The sequence below is a fragment of the Phycicoccus sonneratiae genome, assembly GCF_016887965.1.
Classification (GTDB): domain Bacteria; phylum Actinomycetota; class Actinomycetes; order Actinomycetales; family Dermatophilaceae; genus Phycicoccus; species Phycicoccus sonneratiae.
In genome coordinates this window covers 42,900-65,241 of record NZ_JAFDVD010000027.1, presented here as the reverse complement: position 1 = coordinate 65,241, position 22,342 = coordinate 42,900, and the positions used below count along the sequence as shown (strand labels likewise).

The 22,342-nt window shown below is 73.9% G+C and carries 22 protein-coding genes and 1 tRNA gene; 9 read left to right on the top strand and 14 right to left on the bottom strand.

Annotated features, from left to right (window positions below; all coding sequences use genetic code 11):
• Positions 1-51: 51 nt before the first annotated feature.
• Positions 52-519, top strand: a complete 468-nt coding sequence (locus tag JQN70_RS19355) for a DUF3817 domain-containing protein (RefSeq protein ID WP_204133026.1) — start codon at positions 52-54, stop codon at positions 517-519.
• A gap of 22 nt (positions 520-541) precedes the next feature.
• Here the strand turns inward: JQN70_RS19355 and JQN70_RS19350 are convergent, their stop codons facing one another.
• Positions 542-1,354, bottom strand: coding sequence for a hypothetical protein (locus JQN70_RS19350; protein ID WP_204133025.1), 813 nt, complete (start codon positions 1,352-1,354; stop codon positions 542-544).
• Positions 1,336-2,148 carry a hypothetical protein gene (locus JQN70_RS19345; protein WP_204133024.1) on the bottom strand — a complete coding sequence of 271 codons (813 nt, stop codon included), beginning with the start codon at positions 2,146-2,148 and terminating at the stop codon, positions 1,336-1,338. The genes JQN70_RS19350 and JQN70_RS19345 overlap by 19 nt, the downstream gene beginning before the upstream one ends.
• A 118-nt stretch (positions 2,149-2,266) precedes the next feature.
• Here JQN70_RS19345 and JQN70_RS19340 point away from each other — a divergent pair.
• Positions 2,267-2,354, top strand: a tRNA-Ser gene (locus JQN70_RS19340).
• A gap of 147 nt (positions 2,355-2,501) precedes the next feature.
• Here JQN70_RS19340 and JQN70_RS19335 read toward each other — a convergent pair.
• The 11 genes from JQN70_RS19335 to JQN70_RS19285 all read right to left on the bottom strand — a co-directional run bounded on the left by JQN70_RS19335 (position 2,502) and on the right by JQN70_RS19285 (position 15,552).
• On the bottom strand, positions 2,502-3,566 hold the full coding sequence (locus tag JQN70_RS19335) for a hypothetical protein (protein ID WP_204133023.1): 1,065 nt from the start codon (positions 3,564-3,566) through the stop codon (positions 2,502-2,504).
• Positions 3,567-3,580: 14 nt separating this feature from the next.
• On the bottom strand, positions 3,581-4,519 hold the full coding sequence (locus JQN70_RS19330; protein WP_204133022.1) for a BadF/BadG/BcrA/BcrD ATPase family protein: 939 nt from the start codon (positions 4,517-4,519) through the stop codon (positions 3,581-3,583).
• Positions 4,520-4,532: 13 nt separating this feature from the next.
• Positions 4,533-5,468, bottom strand: a complete 936-nt coding sequence (locus tag JQN70_RS19325; RefSeq protein ID WP_307836106.1) for a carbohydrate ABC transporter permease — start codon at positions 5,466-5,468, stop codon at positions 4,533-4,535.
• The gene (locus tag JQN70_RS19320; RefSeq protein ID WP_204133021.1) at positions 5,465-6,364 is read right to left on the bottom strand and encodes a carbohydrate ABC transporter permease; all 900 of its coding nucleotides are present in this window, start codon (positions 6,362-6,364) and stop codon (positions 5,465-5,467) included. The genes JQN70_RS19325 and JQN70_RS19320 overlap by 4 nt, the downstream gene beginning before the upstream one ends.
• Before the next feature lie 85 nt (positions 6,365-6,449).
• On the bottom strand, positions 6,450-7,736 hold the full coding sequence (locus tag JQN70_RS19315; protein WP_204133020.1) for an ABC transporter substrate-binding protein: 1,287 nt from the start codon (positions 7,734-7,736) through the stop codon (positions 6,450-6,452).
• Positions 7,733-8,710, bottom strand: a complete 978-nt coding sequence (gene murQ, locus JQN70_RS19310) for an N-acetylmuramic acid 6-phosphate etherase (protein WP_204133019.1) — start codon at positions 8,708-8,710, stop codon at positions 7,733-7,735. Before murQ ends, JQN70_RS19315 begins: the two co-directional genes overlap by 4 nt.
• A 45-nt stretch (positions 8,711-8,755) precedes the next feature.
• A complete protein-coding gene (locus JQN70_RS19305; RefSeq protein ID WP_204133018.1) occupies positions 8,756-9,631 on the bottom strand; it encodes a MurR/RpiR family transcriptional regulator in 876 nt (291 codons plus the stop codon).
• A gap of 9 nt (positions 9,632-9,640) precedes the next feature.
• A complete protein-coding gene (locus JQN70_RS19300; protein WP_307836105.1) occupies positions 9,641-11,383 on the bottom strand; it encodes a serine hydrolase domain-containing protein in 1,743 nt (580 codons plus the stop codon).
• Positions 11,380-12,690 carry an exo-beta-N-acetylmuramidase NamZ family protein gene (locus JQN70_RS19295; protein ID WP_204133017.1) on the bottom strand — a complete coding sequence of 437 codons (1,311 nt, stop codon included), beginning with the start codon at positions 12,688-12,690 and terminating at the stop codon, positions 11,380-11,382. The genes JQN70_RS19300 and JQN70_RS19295 overlap by 4 nt, the downstream gene beginning before the upstream one ends.
• Before the next feature lie 31 nt (positions 12,691-12,721).
• Positions 12,722-14,530, bottom strand: a complete 1,809-nt coding sequence (locus JQN70_RS19290) for a glycoside hydrolase family 3 protein (protein ID WP_204133016.1) — start codon at positions 14,528-14,530, stop codon at positions 12,722-12,724.
• Positions 14,531-14,715: 185 nt separating this feature from the next.
• Positions 14,716-15,552 carry a helix-turn-helix domain-containing protein gene (locus tag JQN70_RS19285; RefSeq protein WP_204133015.1) on the bottom strand — a complete coding sequence of 279 codons (837 nt, stop codon included), beginning with the start codon at positions 15,550-15,552 and terminating at the stop codon, positions 14,716-14,718.
• Positions 15,553-15,607: 55 nt separating this feature from the next.
• Between JQN70_RS19285 and JQN70_RS19280 the strand changes: the two genes are divergently transcribed.
• The 6 genes from JQN70_RS19280 to JQN70_RS20430 all read left to right on the top strand — a co-directional run bounded on the left by JQN70_RS19280 (position 15,608) and on the right by JQN70_RS20430 (position 20,186).
• Positions 15,608-15,979 carry a VOC family protein gene (locus tag JQN70_RS19280; protein ID WP_204133014.1) on the top strand — a complete coding sequence of 124 codons (372 nt, stop codon included), beginning with the start codon at positions 15,608-15,610 and terminating at the stop codon, positions 15,977-15,979.
• Between the two features lie 111 nt (positions 15,980-16,090).
• Positions 16,091-17,998, top strand: a complete 1,908-nt coding sequence (locus JQN70_RS19275) for a propionyl-CoA synthetase (RefSeq protein WP_204133013.1) — start codon at positions 16,091-16,093, stop codon at positions 17,996-17,998.
• Positions 17,999-18,051: 53 nt separating this feature from the next.
• Positions 18,052-18,975, top strand: a complete 924-nt coding sequence (locus JQN70_RS19270) for an AEC family transporter (RefSeq protein WP_204133012.1) — start codon at positions 18,052-18,054, stop codon at positions 18,973-18,975.
• A 10-nt stretch (positions 18,976-18,985) separates the two neighbouring features.
• A complete protein-coding gene (locus JQN70_RS19265) occupies positions 18,986-19,378 on the top strand; it encodes a hypothetical protein (protein WP_204133011.1) in 393 nt (130 codons plus the stop codon).
• 5 nt (positions 19,379-19,383) lie between these two features.
• Positions 19,384-19,839, top strand: coding sequence for a guanyl-specific ribonuclease (locus tag JQN70_RS19260; RefSeq protein WP_204133010.1), 456 nt, complete (start codon positions 19,384-19,386; stop codon positions 19,837-19,839).
• Positions 19,836-20,186 (top strand): barstar family protein, encoded by a 351-nt coding sequence (locus JQN70_RS20430; protein WP_204133009.1) that lies wholly within the window; start codon positions 19,836-19,838, stop codon positions 20,184-20,186. The genes JQN70_RS19260 and JQN70_RS20430 overlap by 4 nt, the downstream gene beginning before the upstream one ends.
• A 152-nt stretch (positions 20,187-20,338) precedes the next feature.
• Here JQN70_RS20430 and JQN70_RS19250 read toward each other — a convergent pair whose 3' ends face one another.
• On the bottom strand, positions 20,339-21,988 hold the full coding sequence (locus JQN70_RS19250; protein WP_239111886.1) for a helicase HerA-like domain-containing protein: 1,650 nt from the start codon (positions 21,986-21,988) through the stop codon (positions 20,339-20,341).
• A gap of 62 nt (positions 21,989-22,050) precedes the next feature.
• Here JQN70_RS19250 and JQN70_RS19245 point away from each other — a divergent pair, with 62 nt between their 5' ends.
• Positions 22,051-22,341, top strand: a complete 291-nt coding sequence (locus JQN70_RS19245) for a type II toxin-antitoxin system VapB family antitoxin (RefSeq protein ID WP_204133007.1) — start codon at positions 22,051-22,053, stop codon at positions 22,339-22,341.
• Position 22,342 lies beyond the last annotated feature (1 nt).

Below are 22,342 nucleotides of genomic sequence, written 5' to 3'. Positions count from 1 at the left end.
GGTCGGGCGGGGGTCGTCGCGGATGATGGGGGCCCCGACCCGGAAGGTCCCATGACCCCGCTCACGCTGTACCCCGCCCTCGCCCGTGCCGAGGCGGTGACGTGGGCGCTGCTCCTCCTCGGGATGGTGCTCAAGTACGTCACGCGCACCACGGAGCTCGGGGTCTCGGTCTTCGGCCTGGCGCACGGCGTGGTCTTCCTCGCCTACGTCCTCGTGACGGTCCTCGTCTGGGTCGACCAGCGCTGGTCGCGGCGCCTCGGGCTGCTCGCCCTCGCCGCGGCGATCCCGCCGTTCGCCACCGTCGGCGTCGAGCGGCTCGTGACCCGGCGCGAGGGGCTCGCCAACCGCTGGCGCCTCGGTCCGGGCGGCGAGGCACCGGGGCACGTCGGCGAGCACGTGCTGGCCCGCGCCCTCGCCCGCCCCGTCGTCGCCACCGTGGTCGGGGGCGCGCTCGTGCTGCTGGCCACCGCCGCCCTGCTCGTCGTCGGCCCGCCGGCGCCCCCGGGGTCGGGGGCCTGACGCGCCACCCTCGGCTGCCGGCTCAGGGGCGGACCACCCACAGCCAGTGGGTCCCGTCGGCGAGCCCGGTGAGGGCGGCCGACAGCACGAGGGACCCGAGGATCGCGACGACCAGCCCGACCCATCCGCGCTGCCGGGTCGGCGATTCGGCGCTCGGGGGGTCGGCGTCCGCCGCCACCGCCTCCGACGGAGACGGCGCGGCGGGGCGCAGGCCCTCGAGCACCGCGTAGGCCAGCACCCCCGCGCCGAGCGTGACCGACCCCTGCCAGAACCAGAACCACCGGGTCCCCCGCGTCGGCACCGGCCCGACGAGCACCGCCCCGAGGAAGACCAACCCGAGCGCGAGGGCCGGGAGGCCCGAGACGTCGTCCGGCCCACGCGCGATCTCGGCGAGCTCGGGCTGGCCGAGGGCCGGTCGGACGCCCGCCTCCCGCAGCCGGGCGACGGCCTCGGAGGACGGGGCGCGGTGGGGGTCGACGACGCGCATCCGGGACAGCGGGGAGTCGACGAAGTACGCGAGCGCCTCACGGCCCGGCAGCATCGGCTGATCGTGGTCGACCTCGCCATCCTGCCGGGCGGCCGGCACGCCGTAGTTCGGGAAGGACACCCAGCCCCGACCGACCGACGACCCGTCGAGGGTGATGATGCGCCACGTGACCACCCGGCCCGCGGCGAGGTCGTCGGAGAAGCGGTCCGGGGAGACCACCCGCAGCTGGTTCGCGGTCGCGAGGGCGACGAACGCGACCCACAGCAGCACGAGGACGGCACCGAGCACGCGACGGCCCACGGCGGACGGCACGCGCGAGGGCGCGCGGCTCAGGGGCGGAGCAGCCACAGCCAGTGGGTGTTCGAGGCGAGCAGGTCGGCCGACGCGGCGACGACGAGCGAGCCGAGGATCGAGATGCCCAGGCCCCGCCAGCCGCCGAGCCGGGCCGGCGCCCCGACCGTGCCCGGCGCCGGGGCGGGCCGCAGCTGCTCGAGCATCGCGTAGGCGAGCACCCCGAGGCCGAAGGTCACCCACGTCTGCCAGAACCAGAACCACCGCGTGCCGCGGGTCGGCGCGCGACCCCCCACGATCGAGCCCAGGGTGAGGAGCAGCAGCGGCGCGCCGGCCCAGGCCGTCCAGTTCTGCCGACGGTCCGCGGTGACCGACGGGGCGTCCTCGAGCCGCTCGAGCGTCGGCACCCCGGCGGCGAGCAGCCGCTCGCGGACGTCCGGCGGACCCACGGTGAGGCCGTTAGGGTCGAGCACGCGGGCGGGGGCGAACCACCCGTCGGTCCAATAGGCGATGGCCGGGGAGCCCGGCTCGGAGAAGGCGGCGTCGACGTCGTCGGTCACGTCCGTCAGCGAGTACTCGACGCCGTGGCTCCAGGCTCGCCCGTCGTCGGAGGTGTCGAGCTGGACGACCCGCCAGGCGACGACTCGGCCGGCCGCGAGGTCGTCGACGAGCCGGTCGGAGGTGACCAGCCGGGTCTGGGTGAGCAGCGTGAGGACGAGCCAGGCGACCCAGAGCGCCACGAGGACCGCCCCGAACGCGCGGTCGCCGCGGAGCCGGCCCACCCGCCCGCTCGCCTCGGTCGTCCCACCGGGTGGCCGTGCCACCGTCCCCGTCGCCCCCGTGCTGCTCATGGGGTGATGGTGGCAGCGCGCCGCCCCGGGTGTCGAGAGGACCTGCGCGTTCTCGCGACGGACCCGGGCGCCCCCGACCGATTTCGGGTGCGGCGTCGGCTCCGGTAGCCTCCTCCGCGGAGGATTCGCATAGTGGCCTAGTGCGCACGATTGGAAATCGTGTTGGGATAAAACCCTCGGGGGTTCAAATCCCCCATCCTCCGCCACTCACGACGAGCCCCGCGCGCCAGCGCGGGGCTTCGTCGTGTGTGGCGGACGGAGGGGGATGCCGGGAGCGGAGTGCGGGACCGAGGGACGAGGTCACGCACCCCGCGGAGTCCCCCATCCTCCGACCCGTCGAGCCCGCGGGGACCTCAGGCGAGGGGCAGGCGCACGCCCACGCCGGTGCGCTCGTCGTGGAGCTCGACCAGGCGCTGCTCGTCGGGACCGGGCACCGGCCCGGAGGCGCTGATCAGCCGGCAGGTGGCGTACTCGACGGTGCGCGACTCGTACCGGTCGACCCAGCGCATCCAGCGCCGCTCGGCGGCCTCGTCGGCGCACGGCCACGAGACGTCGAGGGCCCGCCGACCCACGCGGAACGGCTTGGGTGTCAACCGGGCCCGGTAGCTGCCGTGCGTCGCGCACAGCTCGGCGTACAACGGGTCGCTGTCGAGCTCGGCGAGCAGCTGCGCCGCCCGCTCGGACCCCGGCGCGGCGTCGACCCCCGTGACGAGCACACGCAACCCGGCAGCCGTCCGGTACACCCGGACCCCCAGCTCGGGGTGGCGTCGCCCGAACTCCCAGACCGGTTCCGCCGCAAGGCACTCCGCGACGGACGGCGTCTCGGGGCCGGTCGCCGCGACCCGGATTCCGGTCGGGTCGGTGGGATCGGCGGGGTAGGCCTCGTAGCCGGTGTCGGGCGCGGGTGCCGGGCTCGGGGCCGACGGCGCGTCGAGCCCCGCCGCGTCCTCGCCCCCCGGTGCCATCGGCGTGGGGTCGGGACGCCCGAGGAACAGCCGGCGCAGGAACGACCCCGCCCCCCGGGACCGCGGGGCCGGGGCTGCCGACGCCTCCCCCGCGGGGGGCACCTCGTCCGCGAGCTCGGGCACGTCGACGTCGGCGACGAACAGGACGTCGGTGCACAGCACCTCGCAGCCCATCCGGTTGCGGGTGACGACCCCGACCCGCCGTCCATCAGCGGACTCGACGTCCTCGAGCACCGGCTCGCGCAGCGGGGTGCGCGGGTAGTAGCCGCGGGTGGCGGGCAGGCGACCCTCGCGCGCGACCCGGTCGAGGAGGTCCGCGAGCCGCTGCTCGCCGACCTGCCGGGCCTCCTCGTCGGAGGTGGTCGACCAGCCCCAGACCGACACCGGGCCGCCGGAGCGCCCGAGGTGCGGGCTGAAGCCCTCGACCCGCACCCAGTGCTGGGGGATGTCCATGGCGGCAGAGTCTGTCAGGCGCGGGGTGCGCCGACGTGCACGTACTCCGGGTGCCGCGGCAGGTCGCCCGTGGCGTCGAGGCGCGAGGCGAGGACGAGGGCGCCGTCGAGCGCCCCGCCGACCGAGCGGGTGACGTCGAGGCCGGCGTCGTGCACGACCTCGTCGAGGGCGCTGCGCACCGCGTCGGCGCGCAGCAGCCCTCCGGTGACGACGAGCCGGGGACGCTCCAGGCCGGCGGCCGCCGCGAGGAGCGACTCCCCGAGCGAGCGTCCCGCCGCGACGCAGACGCCCGCCGCGACGACGTCGCCGGACGCGGCGGCCGCCGTGACGAGCGGCGCGACCGAGGCCAGCGCCTCGGGGGCGTCGGCCCCGGTCATCACCCGGCGGGGCCAGGTCTCGCACGGCCCGAGCAGGTCCTGCGCGGCGTCGAGGAGGCCGGCCGACCCGCCGTCGACACCGTCCCGGGCCCGCAGCGCGACGCGCAGGCCCTCCATCCCGACCCACGCGGCCGAGCCCCGGTCGCCGAGCACGTGCCCCCAGCCGTCGACGCGGGTCCAGTGGTCGTCGAAGTCGGAGCCGAAGGCCACGGCGCCGGTGCCGGCCGCCACGACCGCGCCGGGGACGACCTCGCCGAGCGCCCCGACGAGGCTGGCGACCGCGTCGCTGACGACGGCGGTGCGCCGGGCTCCGAGCGCCGCCCCCACGGCGAGCAGGACGTCGGCCGGGTCGGCGAGGAAGAGCAGCCCGCGGGTCGACCAGCAGACGGCGTCCGGCCGGTCGACGCCCTCGGCGTCGAGGAGCGCGCGGGCGTCGGCGGCCAGGGCCGCGACGTCGAGCCCGGCGGCGCCGACCCGAGCCCCGGCCGCGCTGCGCGGCGGTCCGCCCACGCCGTCGCGGCACACGAGCAGTCGCAGGCCGCTGCCGCCGACGTCGACGGCCACGAGGGTGCTCACCCGCGCGAGCCGATCACTTGGACATGCCCGCGGTCAAGCCGGCGACGATCTGCCGGGTCGCGACGAGGAAGAGGGCGATGAGCGGCAGGGTCGTGATGACCAGCCCGGCGAAGACGGCCGCGTAGTTCGTCGCGTTCTCGCCGAAGAACTGCGTGAGGCCGACGGGCAGGGTGTACTTCGCGTCGTCGCGCAGCAGCACGAGCGGGAAGAGGAAGTCGTTCCAGATCGGGACGAACCGGAAGACCGCCACGGTGGCCAGGGCCGGCCGGACGAGCGGCACCATGATCCGCGAGAAGGTCTGCCAGGCGCTCGCGCCGTCGAGGGTCGCCGCCTCCTCGAGCTCCTCGGGCAGCTGCCGGAAGAACGTCGTGAGGACGAAGATCGAGAACGGCACGCCGGACGCCCCGTACAGCAGCGCCAGCCCGAGCCGGGAGTCGACGAGGCCGACCCCGTCGAAGAGGTAGAAGATCGGCAGGATCGCGAGGTGGATGGGCAGCATCAGCCCGGAGAGGAAGAGCGACTCCAGCCACCGGAAGATGCGCGAGCGACCCCGGGCCAGCGCGTACGACGCCATCGTCGCGACCGTCGTCGAGAGCACCACCGCGCCGAGCGTCACGAGCAGGCTGTTGCCGAAGTACGTCGCGAAGTTGCCTGCGGTCCAGGCCTCCTCGTACGCATCGAACGACAGCGGCCACGGCGCGCCGAGCGGGTTCGAGATGAGGTCGCCGTTGCTGCGGAACGAGCTGCTGAGCATGAGGAGCAGCGGCACGAGGGCGAAGGCGGCGTACACCCAGAGCGCGACGCTGGCCGTCCGCCCCCCGACGGGCGCGGTGCGGCCGCGCGCGCGCTGCCGGCGCGGGGCACCCGACCCGGGGCCGCCGTCTCCGGTGGCGGGGGTGACGTCCGCGGGCTCGTCGGCGGTGCCGATGCCGGCCGGGACGACGCTCACGCGGTGATCCTCCGCTCGTGCCGGCGCAGCACCGCGGTCGCGGCGTACGCCCCTCCGAAGATCAGGACGAAGAGCAGCGTGGCCAGCGCCGACGAGGTGCCGATGGCGTCGGTCGCCCCGGAGTCGAAGGCCGTCCGGTAGAAGAGCAGCGAGATGAAGTCGGTCGAGCCCGCCGGGTTGCCCGTCGAGCCGCCGAACGCGTAGGGCAGCGCGAAGGCCTCCATCGCGAAGATGAAGGTCAGCACGCTCACCGTGCCGATGGCCGGCACGAGGAGCGGGAAGGTGACCCGCCGGAAGGTCTGCGCGTGCGAGGCGCCGTCGACCCGGGCCGCCTCGGACAGCTCCTCGGGCACCCCGCCGAGCGCGGCCCCGTAGAGCAGGACCGGGAAGCCGATCCACTGCCAGACGCTGACGAGGATGACGACCCAGAGCGCGGTGTCCGGGTCACCGAGCCAGGGCAGCGCCCACGACTCGAGGCCGACCTTCGTCAGCAGGGTGTTGACGGGCCCGAAGGTCGGGGACAGCAGGAGCGTCCACAGGTAGCCGATGACGATCGGGCTGACGAGGTAGGGCATCGCGTAGAGCGTCTGGAGCGCCCGGCGGGTGCGGACCCGTCGGTGCAGCAGGAACGCGACGGTGAGCCCGATCGTGTTCTGCACGAGCATCGTCCCGACGAAGAAGAGGACGTTGTGCAGCAGCGCGCGGGGCAGGTCGGTGGTGAACGGTGCGCGCGTGAAGAGCGCCGTGAAGTTCTCGAGCCCGGCGAAGCCGCCGCGGGCGGTGCCCTGCCAGTCGTAGAACGCGTAGGAGAACGCGGTGACCATCGGGTAGAGGACGAACACCCCGAACAGCGCGAGGGCCGGGGTGACGAAGAGCAGTCCGGTACGTCGGTTCATGGCTTCCGGGGGGTGGGAGGTCGGTGACCGGCTCACCCAGCGGCCGGGCCTCGTGGGCGCCGGCCGCCGGGGTGGTCGGGGTGGGTCAGCTGGTGGGCTCGAACCAGGTCATCACACCGGAGTTCAGCTCGGTGCTGACGGTCTTGGCGTCCTTGCTGCCGAGGAAGAGCTCCTGGGCGCCCTTGCCGAGCAGGTCGGTGCCCGTCGGGGTGCCGTAGCGGAAGTCGGTGAGCAGGAGGTAGGGCGACCCGGTCTTGTCGTAGTCGTCCGCGACCTGCTTGAGCACCGGGTCGGAGTAGGTGACACCCGGGACGGCCGAGATCTGCTTGACCTCGTCGGCGACGAGCTGGCCGAACTCGGGGGTGGCCATCCACGTCACGAGCTCGGTGGCCTCCTCCTGGTGCGGCGACTTGCTGTTGACCGCGAAGTTGCCGTCGGCCCAGCCGGCCGTCGTGCCGGTGGCGCCGCTCGGGGCGCCGGAGGCCGGCGGCACCTGCATGACGCCGATCTCCATCTCCGGGTTGCCCTTCTGGAGGGTGGCGAGGTCGTAGGACCCGCCGGGGTACATCGCGGCCTTGCCCGACGTGAAGAGGGTCATCGCGTCGGTGACGGCGACACCGGTGACGCTCTTCGGCATGTACTTCTCGAGCTGCTTGAGCACCTCGACCGAGGCGACGAAGTCGGGGTCGGTGAAGTCCTTGGCGCCGGAGGTCACGGCCTCCTGGAAGTCGGCGCCGCCGAAGCGGGCACCGGCGAGCACCTCGTGGACGATCGGCAGGGTCCAGTCGTCCTTGGCCCCGACGGCGAGCGGCGTGATGCCCTTCTTCAGGAAGGTCTCGTTGGCGGCGATGAACTGGTCCCACGTGGTCGGGACCTGGACCCCGTTGTCCGAGAACATCTTCTTGTCGTAGAAGAGCACGGTCGCCTGGCGGGCGAGCGGCACGGAGTAGATCTTGCCGTCCTCCTTGCCCTTGGCGCTGGCGACGACGTTCTCGTCCCACGACGACAGGTCGACCTTGCCGTCGAGCGGGACGAGCGAGCCGGCCGCGACGGTGCCCTGGAGCTGGCCGTAGGAGCGCACCTGCGGCACGTCGGGCCCGTCCTTGCCGGCGAGGCCGGTGGCGAGGATCTTGTTGTACTCGGTGGCCTTGAAGGGCTTGAAGTCGACCGTGACGCCCGGGTGGGACTTCTCGTAGACGTCGAAGATCTTGTCGTACGCGGCCTTGTCCTCGACGCGCCAGGACCAGACGGTCAGCGTGGTGCCGTCGCCGTCGTCGCCGCCCGAGGACGACGAGGGCGCACACGCCGCGAGGGCGAGGACGCCCGCGCCGAGCGCGAGGGCGATCCGGCTCCGGGAGGTTCGGGTGGTCATGCGTGGTCTCCTGTCGGGACGGGGGCCAGGGGCCGGTGGGTGCTGCGGTGGGAGTCGGGGTCGGCGGGGACGCCACCGACGGCGGTGAGGGCGCGGGCGACCGAGCCGCCGTGGGTGGCGAGCGCGGTGCGGGCGGTCGCGGCGTCCACCCCGGCGAGGAGGGTGACGAGCGCCGGCTTCAGCTCGCCGTCGGTGGCCTCGAGCGCCGCACGGGCCTCGGCCTCGTCGGCGCCGCTCGCCTCACGGAGGATGCGCACGACGCGTCCGCGCAGCTTGGCGTTCGTCGCGACGACGTCGACCATGAGGTTGGACCAGGTGCGGCCGAGGCGGATCATCACCGCGGTCGAGAAGGCGTTGAGGACGAGCTTCTGCGCGGTACCGGCCTTGAGCCGGGTCGAGCCGGTGATCACCTCGGGGCCGGTGTCGACGGCGAGCAGGTGGTCGGCGAGGGCGGCGAGCTCCGGGTGCGGGTTCGAGGTGACGAGGGCGGTGACGGCACCGCGCTCGCGAGCCAGGGCGAGGGCGCCGCCGACGTACGGCGTGCGCCCGGACGCGGTGAGGCCGACCACGACGTCGCCCCCGCCCACGGCGTCGAGGTCGGCCCTCCCCCGGTCCGCGTCGTCCTCGACGTTCTCGACCGCGCGCAGCAGGGCCTCGGCCCCACCCGCGTGGTGCGCGACGACGAGCCCCGGTGGGGCGTTGAAGGTGGGGAGCAGCTCGGCGGCGTCGAGGACGGCGAGCCGACCCGAGGTGCCGGCCCCGACGTAGTGCACGGTGCCGCCCGCCCGGACGGCCTCGACGGCGGCGTCGACGAGGGCGGCGAGCGCGGGGAGGACCTCGGCCACGGCCGGTGCGACGAGCGCGTCCTCGGCGTTGAGCAGCCGGAGCACGTCGAGGGTGCCGAGGGCGTCGATGCCCACGGTGCCGGGATGCCGCTCCTCGGTGGGGGCGATGACGGTGGCCTCGGTGCTCACCCGAGCGATGTTACTTTCCTCCGTCCGAGTCCGCAATCCCGTGAATCAGTAACGGACGTGGTGCCCGGCGACGGCCTGCCGGGTGTGCTCGACGGCCGAGCGCGCGCGGGCGAGGTCGCGCTGGGCGACGGTGATGTAGAGGCAGTCGACGACCGTGAGCGCCGCGATGCGGCTCGCGGTGGCCCCGGAGCGCAGGCTCGACTCGCGGGCCGCGGTGGCCAGCACGTGGTCGGCCACCTCGGCGAGCCGGGAGACCGGGAAGTTCGTGATGGCGACGGTCGTCGCGCCCCGCGTCCGGGCGAGCTCGAGCGCCTCGACGGTCTCGACCGTGGTGCCGGAGTGCGAGACGCCGATGGCGACATCGCCCGGCCCGAGCAGCGTCGCGCTCGTCAGGGCGATGTGGGGGTCGTTCCAGCAGAACACCATCGAGCCGATGCGGTGCAGCTTCTGCTGGAGGTCCATCCCGACGAGGGCGCTGGCCCCGATGCCGTAGACGTCGACGCGCGTGGCCCGCGAGATCGCCTCGGCGGCCGCGGTGAGGGCCCCGCGGTCGATGGTCTGGGCGGTCTCGTCGACGGCGCTGGCGTCGGCGTGCGCGACCTTGGCGATGACGTCGTCGACGGAGTCCTCGTCGCTGATGTCGCTCGTCGGGGCCTGCGGACGCCCTCCGGTGGAGGCCTCGGCGAGCGCGAGCCGCAGCTGCGGGTAGCCGCGCAGCCCGAGCCGCTTGCAGAAGCGCAGGACGGTGGTCTCGGACGTCGAGGCGGCGACCGCGAGCTCGCTGATCGTCAGCCCGGCGGCGGCGCGGGGGTCGGCGAGGACCTGCTCCGCGACGCGGTCCTCGGCCGGTGAGAGCGAGGGCCGGACGCCGCGGAGCCGGACGAGGAGCGAGGGAGCACCGTCGAGGGGCTGGCTGGCCATGAGCACAACCTAGGTCCCTCTGCGCACGACGCTCCACCCGCGGGGGTCGAACACGGACGCGTGCCGCTCGCCGTCGAGCAGCACGTGGTGTCCGGCCGTGGCGCGCACGCCGTCGACGAGGACGCCGCGCCCCAGGTACTGGGCGTCGGTCGTCATCCGCCACCGGAGCAGCAGGTCACCGGCCGGGAGGTCGGCCCGGGCCTGGGCCCAGCGCCGCTCGTGGTACCCGGAGACGGTGCCGTCGGTGGTCGTCTCGGTCCCCCGCTCGCGCAGGGCGAAGGGCAGCGGGGTCCACGTCGTGCCGCCGTCGGCGGAGGTCTCGAGGGTGAGGACGTCGGTGTCCTCGGTGTCGACGAAGAGGTCGAAGGCGAGCCGCCCGCCGCGGGCCGGCACCTGCACCGGAGCGGTCAGCGTGGCGGTCGTGGCGTCGGCGTGCCCGGACTCCCAGGCCGTGCGCCCGTGCCGGGGGTCGACGGGCATCGCGAGCGCGAGGCCGCGGGCCCACTCGCGGCGCGCCTGGTTGTTGCTGCCCCACTCGCGCGAGGGGTGCACCCGGTTGGTGAGGAGGACGGCGAAGGAGCGGCTGTCGAAGTCGATGACGATCGAGGTGCCGGTGTACCCGGTGTGCCCGGCCGTGCGGGGACCCGAGAGGCCGTCCATGTACCAGCGCTGGTCGAGCTCGAACCCGAGGCCGTGCGCGTCGCCCGGGAAGGCCTGGTTGAAGTTCGTGACGAGCAGCTCGACGCTCCTGCGGTCGAGGATCCGGTGGCCCCGGTAGGTGCCGCCGTTGAGCAGCGCCTGGGCGAGGACCGCGAGGTCGTCGGCCGTCGAGAAGACACCGGCGTGCCCGGCGACGCCGCCGAGCGACCAGGCGTTCTCGTCGTGCACCTCGCCCCACACGAGCCCGCGCGGCGGCGCCGTCTGGTACTCGGTGGCGGCCGTGCGCTCCCTGTCGGCCGGGTTGTACCCCGTGTCGCGCATCCCCAGCGGGGCCGTGATGCGGTCGTGCACCAGCCGGTCGAGGGTCGTGCCGGTGAGGCGCTCGGCCATCACGCCGAGGGTGATGAGGTTGAGGTCGCTGTAGAGGTAGGTCGAGCCGGCCGGGTTGGTGAGCGGCTGGTCCATGACGGCCTGGATGCGCGACGCCTCGTCGGGGTACTTCGACCACAGCGGCAGCCACGAGGTGAAGCCGGAGGTGTGCGTCAGCAGCTGGCGGACGGTGACCGCCTCCTTGCCGTTCGCGGCGAACTCCGGGAGGTAGGTCGCCACGGGGGCGTCGAGGTCGACCTCCCCCTGCTCGACGAGCTGCACGGTGACGAGCGAGGTGAACAGCTTGCTCACCGACGCGAGGTCGAAGACGGTGTCCTCGCGCATCGGCACCCACTCGTCGCGGGGGAGCTCGGTCGTCGCGTCCTGCCAGCGCACCGCCCACCCGCTGGCGTGCCGGGCGACGACCGCGCCGTCGTGGCCCATGACGCCCACGGCTCCGCCGTACATCGGGTGGCCGTCGGGCGTCGGGGCCTCCTCGTGGGAGGCGATGAGGCGTTCGGCCTCGGCGATGGGCGCGGGGTCGAGGCCGACCTTCTGCGGCGCGCGGTCGCGCAGGACGGTGCTGGCGGGCATGAACCCCTTCTCGGGTCGGTCGACGTCGTTCGCGGTCGCGGGCGAGGCGGCGACGACGGACGCGGCGAGCACGCCGGTCGTCGCGAGGACGGCCCAGGCCCGTCGGCGGGCGCCGGTCGGGGCGGTCACCGGCGGCCGCCGCGGTAGAGCAGGTAGGGCTTCCGACGGCGGTCGAACGCCGCGAGCTCCTCGCGCCAGGCGCCGACGACCTCGTCGGCCGGGGCGCCGGCGTCGACCATCTCCCGCAGGCGCGGCGACCCGGTCAGCTTGTCGACCCAGAACGGACGGGCGGGGTCGTAGCTGTCCTGGCGCCAGGCGAAGTCGGCGTAGAGGGCCTTGGCGGCGACGAGCATCTCGGCCCCGAGCCGCGGCCCGTCGAGCCGCAGCGGGTCGGTGACGTGCACCTGCACGCCACCGCAGACCTTCCCGACGTGCTTGTTGACGACCGGGTTGAAGTACGCCTCGCGGAACGCGACGCCGGGGACGTCGCGGGCGACGAGCCGCTCGGCCCAGCGGTGGTCGACGAACGGGGCGCCGACGAGCTCGAACGGGGCCGTCGTGCCACGCCCCTCGGAGAGGTTCGTGCCCTCGAACAGGCAGGTGCCGGGGTAGACGAGCGCGGTGTTCGGCGTCGGCATGTTCGGGCTCGGCAGCACCCACGTGAGCCCGGTGTCGGCGAAGACGGTGTCGCGGCGCCAGCCGGAGACCTCCACGACCTCGAGCCGGTCGCCGAGCGTCCGCCCCTCCTCGGCCTCGAGGAACTCGCCGTCGAAGAAGCGGGCCAGCTCGCCGACGGTCATGCCGTGGGCCTGGACGATCTCCTTCGCGCCGACGCCGGTCGTGAAGGCGGTCGTCATCATCGGGCCGCGGGCCGTCCCGCCGATGGGGTTCGGGCGGTCGAGGACGACGAACGAGGCGCCGGCGCGCAGGGCCGCCCGCATCGCCGTGTACATCGTCCAGACGTAGGTGTAGAAGCGCGCGCCGACGTCCTGGATGTCGAAGACGACGGTGTCGACGCCGGCCTCGCGGACCATCCGGGTCAGTGAGTCCGCGGTGGCGCCGTAGGCGTCGTAGACCGTCACGCCGGTGCGCGGGTCGGTGTAGGTCTCCTCGGCGTCGCCCGCCTGGGCGGTGCCGCGGAAGCCGTGCTCGGGACCGAAGACCGCGTGCAGGTCGACGGCGCCGGAGTCGTGCATCTCGTCCACGATGCTGCGGAGGTTGCGCAGGATGCCGGTCGGGTTGGTGACCACCCCGACCTTCCGTCCGCGCAGGACCTTCCAGCGGTCGGCGGCGGCCCGGTCGGCGCCGGGGACGACGCCCTTCCCGTGACCGTGGCCGGAGGTGGCGGAGGCGGGGGCGGCCCCGACGGTGGCGGCGGTGGCCGCGGCGCCGAGGGCGCCGGCCGCGAAGAGGGTGCGGCGGTCGAGCGAGGTCATGCGTTCTCCTGGGGTCTCGGGGTGGCCGGCGTCAGTAGCCGAGGCCGAAGCCGAACGGGTAGAGGACGGTCGTGGGGTCGCCGGCGACGGGGACGTCGACGGGCAGCTTGCCCGTCGGCGACACCGCGCCGGTGATGACCCGGGCCGCGGCCTGCAGGGCGACGGGGCTGTAGCTGTACGTGGCGAGGTAGGTCTCGCAGTCGCCGAGGTACGCGACGTCGTAGGGGTCGCGCGTGGCGACGACGACGACGGGAACCCCCGTCTGCCGCAGGGCGGCCACGAGCTTCTGCTGGCCGCGGGTCTTGTCGGTGACCGTGGTGTCCCAGGCCTTCATCGTCGTGACGACCACCGCGTCGCGCCCGGCCGCCGCGGAGACGGCCGCCGCGATCTGGGCGTCGGTGGGCGAGGAGCCGGTGGTGAGGACCGTCGTGCTCGCGCCCTGGCCGGCGAGGCCGGCGGCGAGGGTCTTCGTCGTCGTGTCGCCGTAGCCGGTGACGAGGAGGTTCTTGCCGGAGACCGCCATCGGCAGGACGCCGTCGTCGTTGCGCACGAGCGTCGTCGTGCGGTTCGACACGGCGTCGGCGACCGCGAGGTGCGCGGCGGTGCCGACGACGTCGTCGACCCGGCGGGGGTCGGACCAGGGACGCCGCACGACGCCGCGCTCGGCCTTGAGGGTGAGGACGCGGCGGACCTTCGCGTCGAGGTCGCGCCGGCTGATCCGGCCGGACTCGACGGCAGCGACGACGGCCTCGAAGGCCTTCGGGAGCGCCGGGCTCATCAGCAGCTGGTCGGCGCCGGCCTCGAGCGCGCGCACCGCCACCTCCTCGTCGCCGTACTTGTCGCGCACGCCCTGCATCTCGAGGGAGTCGGTGATGATGACGCCCTCGAAGCCGAGCTCCTCGCGCAGCAGGCCGGTGAGGATCGGCTTGCTCAGCGTGGCGGGGTCGCCGCTGTCGTCGAGGGCCGGGAAGGCGAGGTGGGCGGTCATCACCATGTCGATGCCGGCCTCGATCGCGGCCCGGAACGGCGGGGCGTCGATGGTCTCCCACTGCTCGCGCGTGTGCGTGATGACCGGGAACGCGACGTGGCTGTCGGTGGCGGTGTCGCCGTGCCCCGGGAAGTGCTTGGCGGCGGCCATCACGCCCCCGTCGCGCTGGTAGCCCGTGACCTGGGCGGCGACCATCTGCGACGCGAGCGCCGGGTCGGAGGAGAACGACCGGGTGCCGATGACCGGGTTGAGCGGGTTGACGTTGGTGTCGGCGTCGGGCGCGAAGTTCGTCGTGATGCCCATCGCGCGCAGCTCCTGCCCGGTGATGGCGGCGGCGCTGCGGGCGTCCTTCGTGCTGCGGCCGGCGCCGAGGGCCATCGAGCCGGGGAACTGGGTGGCCGGCGGGCCGATGCGCGTGACGACTCCCTGCTCCTGGTCGACCCCGACGGTGAGCGGGACGCGGGCCTTCGTGCGGCGGGTCAGCGCCGCCTTCTGGAGGCCGTTGCTCAGGGCGGTGATCTGGTCGGGGTCCTTGACGCTGTCGGTCCACGCGAAGTAGATGACGCCCCCGAGCATGTACTTCTGCACGACCTCGGCCGGGGTCGCGACGCCGTAGAGCGTGGTGTTCTCGGTGCGCGCGGTGGTGGCGGTGTCGCCGTAGACCTGCTGCACGAAGAGCTGGCCGACCTTCTCGCGCAAGCTCATCCGGGCCAGGGTCGAGGTGACCCAGCCGTGGTGGTGACCGTGGTCGGGGTGACGACCGCCGGCCTCGGCGATCGGTGCTCCGGCCCCCGCGAGGGCGACGGCCAGGCCTCCGGTGAGGGCGGTGCGGCGGGTGGGCGTCCAGGTCACGGTTCCTCCAGATGCGTAACTTGTTCACGTCGTTGTGAGATACGACGTAACTTAGTCACGCTCGGAGGATCCGGCAACGGGAGCGCCCCACCCGTCCCAGCTTTCTCTCCGGATGCCGGAACCTTCTGCGACCGATCGGTTGCAACCGGCAGGTCGCCGAACCTTCCCTCCGGATGCCGGACCCTTCAGCGGCGGCTGCGGTACCGCCCGGGCGTCACACCGACGAGGGCGGTGAAGTCGCGGGTGAAGTGCGCCTGGTCGTACCAGCCGAAGCGGTGCGCGAGGTCGGTGAGGGTGCCGTCGTAGCCGTCGTCCAGGGCCGTGACCACGTCGTGCATCCGGTACCGGGCGAGCACCCACTTCGGCCCGACCCCCACGTAGTGCGTGAAGAGCCGCTGGAGGCTGCGCGGCGTCGTGCCGTGGCGTGCGGCGACGTCGGCGACGGTGAGCAGCGACCGGTCCTCGAGCACGTCCGCCACGATGCGCAGCAGCTCCTCGTGCCGCGGGTCGGGCGCGGGAACGACGGCCGCCAGCTCCTCCTCCACGGCCGCCCGCCACGCCGCAGGGTCCTCCACGAGGGCGGGGTCGGCGAGGCGCGCGACGAGCCGCTCGGGCAGCACGTCGCGGGCCGGCACCGAGCGGTCGACCCATCCCGAGGCCGGACGCCCGGTGAGGGCCGTCAGCCCGCCCGGGCGGAACCGCACCCCGTGGACGACCCCCTCGCCGCGGATCTCGACGTCGAAGCGCCGGGTGCACACCCCGGTGACGACGACGGTCTCGCCCTCCGGCATCCCCGCGCGCCGGTGCCCGTGCTCGACGGTGAGCGAGCACGTCGGGTGCGGCAGCACCTCGCTCGCGAACCACCGCCCGTCCGGCAGCGCCCACCGCAGGCCCCAGTGGTTCTCGACCCACGGCGCGACGCCCGGGCCGGCGGGCGAGCGCTCGAGCCGGACGTGCCGCGCGAACTCGTCCGGGCGCAGCACTCCGGCGGTCGACGCCGTCGCGTTTGTCCTATCCGGCACGCCGCCAGCCTAGGGAGGATGGGCGACACCGACCGACCCCGACGAGAGGAACCCCATGGCCACCGCCGCCCTCAAGATGGTCACGCTCGACAGCTCCGACGTGCGCCGCGACATCGCCTTCTGGCACGCCGTGCTCGGCTGGGACGTCGCGCACGAGCAGGACGAGTACGGGATGCTCACGAGCCCGGACGGCCTCGCCCTCGGGTTCGGGCTCGTCGAGGGGTACGAGGCGCCGGGCTGGCCGAACGAGAACGGCAGCAAGCAGTTCCACCTCGACCTCGCGGTCGACGACCTCGACGCCGCGGCGCAGGAGGTCGTCGGGCTCGGCGGCACGCTGCCCCACGAGCAGCCGGGCGAGACCTGGCGGGTCCTCCTCGACCCCAGCGGCCATCCGTTCTGCCTCACGCAGGCCGCGAACTGGGGCTGAGGCACCGGCCGAGCGGCAGGTGCACCCGCTCGGCGCACGCGAGCGGCCGTCCACGGAGACCTCGGTCACGACCCGTGGACGGCCCGCGCGCCGCGACGCGACGATGGCTCCATGAGCACCGGCGCCCACGCAGCGGCCCACAAGCAGTCGATCACCGACCCCACCGCGTTCTGGGGCGCGGCGGCCTCCGGCATCGAGTGGGTCACCGAGCCCACGACCGTCCTCGACGACTCGAACCCGCCGTTCTACCGGTGGTTCCGCGGCGGCGTGCTCAACACCTGCTTCAACGCCCTCGACCGGCACGTGCGCGACGGCCGCGGCGACCAGCCCGCCCTGCACTACGACTCCCCCGTCACCGGCACGACGGCGACCTTCACCTACGGCGAGCTGCTCGAGCGGGTGGCGCGGTTCGCCGGCGCGCTCGCCTCCCTCGGTGTCGAGAAGGGCGACCGCGTCGTCGTCTACATGCCGATGGTCCCGGAGGCGGTCGTCGCGATGCTCGCCTGCGCCCGCATCGGCGCCGTGCACTCGGTCGTCTTCGGCGGCTTCGCGCCCGCCGAGCTCGCGGCCCGCATCGAGGACGCCGAGCCCAAGGTCATCGTCTCGGCGTCCTGCGGCATCGAGCCGAGCCGGGTCGTCGAGTACAAGCCGATGCTCGACGGCGCCCTCGACCGCAGCAGCCACAAGCCCGAGTCGGTCATCGTCCTCCAGCGCCCGCAGGCCCCGGCCGAGGTCGGCGTCCGCGACACCGAGTGGGAGGAGATGACCTGGGACGAGGTCGACGCGGACGCCGAGCCGGCCGACTGCGTCCCCGTCGAGGCCACCGACCCGCTCTACGTGCTCTACACGTCCGGCACGACCGGCCGGCCCAAGGGCATCGTCCGCGACAACGGCGGCCACGCCGTGGCATTGCGCTGGTCGATGGAGAACGTCTACGACATCGGGCCGGGCGACGTGTGGTTCACGGCCTCGGACGTCGGATGGGTCGTCGGCCACTCGTACATCGTCTACGCCCCGCTGCTCACCGGTGCGACCACCGTTCTCTACGAGGGGAAGCCGGTCGGCACTCCCGACGCCAGCGCGTTCTGGCGAGTCGTCTCGCAGTACCGGTGCAAGGCGATGTTCACCGCTCCCACGGCCTACCGCGCCATCAAGCGCGAGGACTCCGCCGGCGAGCTGATGAAGGGGTACGACCTGTCCTGCCTGGAGACCGTCTTCCTCGCCGGCGAGCGCCTCGACCCCGACACCTACGAGTGGGCCACGTCGGTGCTCGGCGTGCCGGTCGTCGACAACTGGTGGCAGACCGAGACCGGGTGGCCCATCGCGGCCAACCTCCGCGGCCTGGACCCGATGCCGATCAAGGCGGGCTCGCCGTCGGTGCCGGTGCCGGGGTACGACGTGCAGGTCCTCGACGAGTCCGCGCACCAGGTGCCGCCCGGCACCGAGGGCGCCATCGCCATCCGGTTGCCCCTGCCCCCCGGCACCCTGCCGACGCTGTGGCAGGACGACGAGCGGTACGTCGCGAGCTACCTGTCGGTCTACGACGGCTACTACCTCACCGGCGACGGCGGGATGATCGACGAGGACGGCTACGTCTACGTCATGGGCCGCACCGACGACGTGCTCAACGTCGCCGGGCACCGGCTGTCGACCGGTTCGATCGAGGCGGCGCTCGCCGGCCACCCGGCGGTCGCCGAGTGCGCCGTCATCGGGGTCACGGACGACTTCAAGGGCCAGGTGCCGCGGGGGCTCGTCGTGCTCAAGGGTGGGGTCGACGCCGAGGCCGACGGCGAGCGGATCCGCCGCGAGCTCGTCCAGCGGGTGCGCGACGAGGTCGGCGCGGTGGCCAGCCTCAAGCAGGTCGACATCGTCGGCGGCCTGCCGAAGACGCGCTCGGGGAAGATCCTGCGCAAGACGATGCGCGAGCTCGCCGACGGGAAGACGCCGGTGGTCCCCGGCACCATCGAGGACGTGTCGGTGCTCGACCGGCTCGCGTCGGTGCTGCGGCCCGAGGGCTGACCGGCTGACGGACCCCGCTGCGGCACAGCGCCGTCGGGGTGCAGCATGGCCGGGTGCAGGGCGTCCTCCTGGGGTTCGTGACGATCGCGGCCGTCATCGGCCTCGGCGCCCTCGTGGCGCACCTCGGGGTCGTCGGGCTCGAGGCCCAGGTGGTCCTCAGCAAGGTCGCGTTCTTCGTCGCCTCGCCGGCACTGCTCGTCACGACCCTGGCCCGGACCGACGTCCACGACGTGCTGTCCCGCAACCTCGTCGCGACCGCCGCGGGGGTGGCGGTGGCAGCGGCCGTGTATGTGGGCGTCGCCCGCCGGCGGTGGCGCCGCAACGTCGGCGAGCTGGTCGTCGGGGCGCTGGCGAGCTCGTACGTCAACGCCGGCAACCTCGGCCTCCCGGTCGCGGCGTACATGCTCGGCGACGCGGCCTTCGTCGCACCGACCCTGCTGCTCCAGCTCCTCGTCCTCCAGCCGCTTGCCCTCGCCCTGCTCGACGCCGACGTGCGCGGGCGGCGGCCGTCGGTCGGGCAGCTGCTGCGCCGGCCGCTGACCAACCCGCTGACCATCGGCACGCTCGTCGGGGTGGTGCTGTCCGTGACGGGGTGGCGGCTGCCCGAGCTGGTCCGGTCGCCCGTCGAGCTCGTCGGGGCGATGGCCGTCCCGGCGATGCTGCTCGCGTACGGGGTGGCGCTGCGGCTGGGTCCGGGCTTCGGGGGCGGCGTGCCGCTCGGCGAGGTGGGGCTCGCGTCGGCACTCAAGCTCGGGGTGCAGCCGCTCGTCGTCTGGGCGGTGGCGCACCTGATGCTCGGGCTCGACGGCCACCCGCTGCTCGCCGTCGTCGTCTGCTCGGCGCTGCCGACGGCGCAGAACATCTTCGTCCACGCGACGCGCTACCAGCGCTCGACGACGCTCGCGCGCGACACCATCCTCGTGACGACCGTCGGCTGCGTGCCCCTCGTCGTCGCGCTGACGGCCGTCCTCGGGTGAGGATGGACCCGTGATCTCCGTCGAGCTGGCCAGGGCCCTCGTCGACTCCGGCGTGCTCTGGGAGCCGGCGGCGGGCGACCGCTTCGTCATCGACGCCCAGCTGCTCACCGGCCAGGTGTTCTGGATCTCCGACCTCACCGTCGAGGTGCAGACCTTCCGCGACCAGTCCCTCCTCGGGTTCAACGGCACCACCGAGTGGGCCCTCGACTCGGTGACCCTCGACCAGGCGCTCTGGCTGCCCCGCGAGGACCAGCTCCGCGAGCTGCTCGGCGACCGGCTCGAGACGGTGCGGCGCACGGACGCCGGCTGGGAGGCCACCTACGCCGTCCGGCCCGGGTACGTGCAGAGCGTCACCGACGCCGACATCGAGTGCGCCTACGCGCGCGCGGTCCTCAGCCTCTGAGCCGGATGCCGTTGTCGCGCAACCCGTCCCGGTCCGCCGCTGTCGCGCTGCTCGCCGTCGCGGCCGTCGTCCTCGCTGCCGTCTGGTGGCTCGGGCGGACGACCGACGACGTCGGGCAGGCCACGGCGCGACCGACGGTGCCGTCAACGGCCGCCGCCTCGGTCGACCCGGCGTCCGGGTTGCCGGTCGTGCGGGTCGCCGACCTGCCGCCCGAGGCCCGCGACACCCTCGCCCTCATCGACGCCGGCGGCCCGTTCCCGTCCGACCGCGACGGGGCCGTCTTCCAGAACCGCGAACGCCTGCTGCCCGCGCAGGCCCGTGGCTGGTACCACGAGTACACGGTGCCGACCCCCGGTGAGACCGACCGCGGGGCCCGACGCATCGTCACCGGCCGCGACGGTCTGGCCTACTGGTCGCCCGACCACTACGCGAGCTTCGGCGTCATCGAGGAGGACCCGTGAGCACCGTGCTCGGCCCCGCCACCGACCTCGGCGCGCTCGTCCGCCGCCTGCGCGGGCAGGGCGCGGTCCACGTCGTCCCCGCCGGCGTCGACAAGGCCGAGACCCTCGCGCGGTTCGGCGAGGCGCTGCACTTCCCGGACTGGTACGGCCTCAACTACGACGCCCTCTTCGACTGCCTCCTCCAGCACGTGCACGACGCGGCCGGTGGGGCGCCGGTGCACCTCGTCTGGGACGGCGTCACCGCGCTGCGCGAGGCGCACCCGGAGGTGTACGAGATGGTCCGGCGCATCCTCGGGGACGCCGAGGACGAGAAGCCGCGGCTACGGGTCACCGTCGTCGACCGCTGACGTCCGCCGCCGACCCCTCCGCGCCTGGTCGAGGTGAAACCCGACCGCCATCGGGTCGCCCTTCACCTCGACCGGCCGACTCCGTCCCGGGTCGAGGTGAAACCCGGACCGGGATCGGGTCGCCCTTCACCTCGACCGGACGGACCCGCAGGTCAGCGCTTGCGGCTGGTGCCGAACACCGAGCGGGTGATCTCGCGCCCGAGCGCGGTGCCGGCCGAGCGCAGCATCGACCGGAACGCCGAGGACTTGACGACCTGCTCGACCATCCCGGGCTCGGCGGCCTTCCGGCGCTCCTCGGCCGCGCGGGCCTTCTCGGCGGCGAGCCGCTCCTTCTCCGCGGCCTTCTCCGCGGCGGCCCGGGCCTTCTCGGCCTCCTTCGCGGCGGCGGCGTCGACCTTGGCCTGCTCCGCCGCCGCCGTGGCGGCCGCATCGGCCGCAGCCCGCTCCTGCGTGGCCTTGCCGAGCATCTCCGCCGCCGACTCGCGCTCGACGGCGGTCGCGTACTGGGCCGACAGGGGCGAGGCCGCCACCGTGGAGTCGATGAGCGCGTCGGGCGAGGGCGCCATGAGCGACTGCGGCGCCCGCATCCGGGTCCACGCCACCGGGGTCGGCGCCCCCTTCTCGGACAGGACGGTGACGACCGCCTCCCCGGTGCCGAGCTGGGTGAGCAGCTCCTCGAGGTCGTAGGCGGTCTTCGGGTACGTCTTGACGGCGGCCTTGAGCGCTGCGGCGTCGTCGGGCGTGAAGGCCCGCAGCGCGTGCTGCACGCGGTTGCCGAGCTGGGCCAGCACGTCGGCGGGCACGTCCTTCGGCGACTGGGTGACGAAGAAGACGCCGACGCCCTTGGACCGGATGAGCCGCACGGTCTGCTGGATCGCGTCGAGGAAGTCCTTGCTCGCGTCGTTGAACAGCAGGTGCGCCTCGTCGAAGAAGAAGACGAGCTTCGGCTTGTCGAGGTCGCCGACCTCCGGGAGGTCGTGGAAGAGGTCGGCGAGCAGCCACATGAGGAAGGTCGAGAACAGCTGCGGGCGGTCCTGGACGGCCGGCAGCTCGAGCATCGAAGCCAGCCCACGGCCGTCCGGCGCTGTGCGCAGCAGGGCGGCGGTGTCGAACTCGGGCAGGCCGAAGAACGCGTCGGCACCCTGGTCGGAGAAGGTGATCAGCTCGCGGAGGATGACGCCCGCCGTCGCCGACGAGAGCCCGCCGAGCTCCTTGAGGTCCTCCTTGCCCTCGTCGGACGTCAGGTGCTGCACGACCGCCCGCAGGTCGGCGACGGTGTCGAGCCACAAGCCCCGCGCATCCGCGTAGTGGAAGACCAGCCCGAGGCTCGACTCCTGGGTCGCGTTGAGCCCCAGCACCTTCGAGAGCAGCGTGGGCCCGAAGGTCGACACCGTGGCCCGGATGGGGATGCCCTTGCCCTGGCCGCCGAGCGAGTAGAACTCGACGGGGTACGCGGTGGACTCCCAGGCCATCCCGACATCCTGCGAGCGCGCGGTGACCTTGTCGTTGGGCTCGCCCGGGCTGGCCATCCCCGAGAGGTCGCCCTTGATGTCGGCGAGGAAGACCGGCACGCCCTGCGCGAGGAGCTGCTCGGCCATCAGCTGGAGGGTCTTGGTCTTGCCCGTGCCCGTGGCGCCGGCGACGAGGCCGTGCCGGTTCATCGCGGCCAGGGGGATCCGGACCGGCGCGTCGGGGTGCGCGGTGCCGTCGACCACCGCCGCCCCGAACTCGAGGGCCGGGCCCTCGAACCCGTAGCCGGCGCGGATCTCGTCGATGAGGCTGCTGTCGCTCACGAGCGCCAATGTAGTGCTCCCCCGGGGTTTCGCACCGTGGTCCCACGGCGGGGTCGCCCTAGAGTGGACGCGTGATCTTCAAGGCCGTCGGCGACTCCCGCCCGTACCCGGACCACGGGTACTCGGGGCGGCAGTGGTCCGGTGTGCCCCCGCGGCTGGTCCGCCTCGACGAGCTCGTCACGACCAAGCGCGAGCTCGACCTCCACCAGCTCCTCGCCGAGGACTCGACGTTCTACGGCGACCTCTTCGCGCACGTCGTCGAGTGGGAGGGCACCCTCTACCTCGAGGACGGCCTGCACCGCGCGCTGCGGGCCGCGCTGCACCAGCGCCCCACCCTCCACGCCCGGGTGCTCAGCCTCTAGG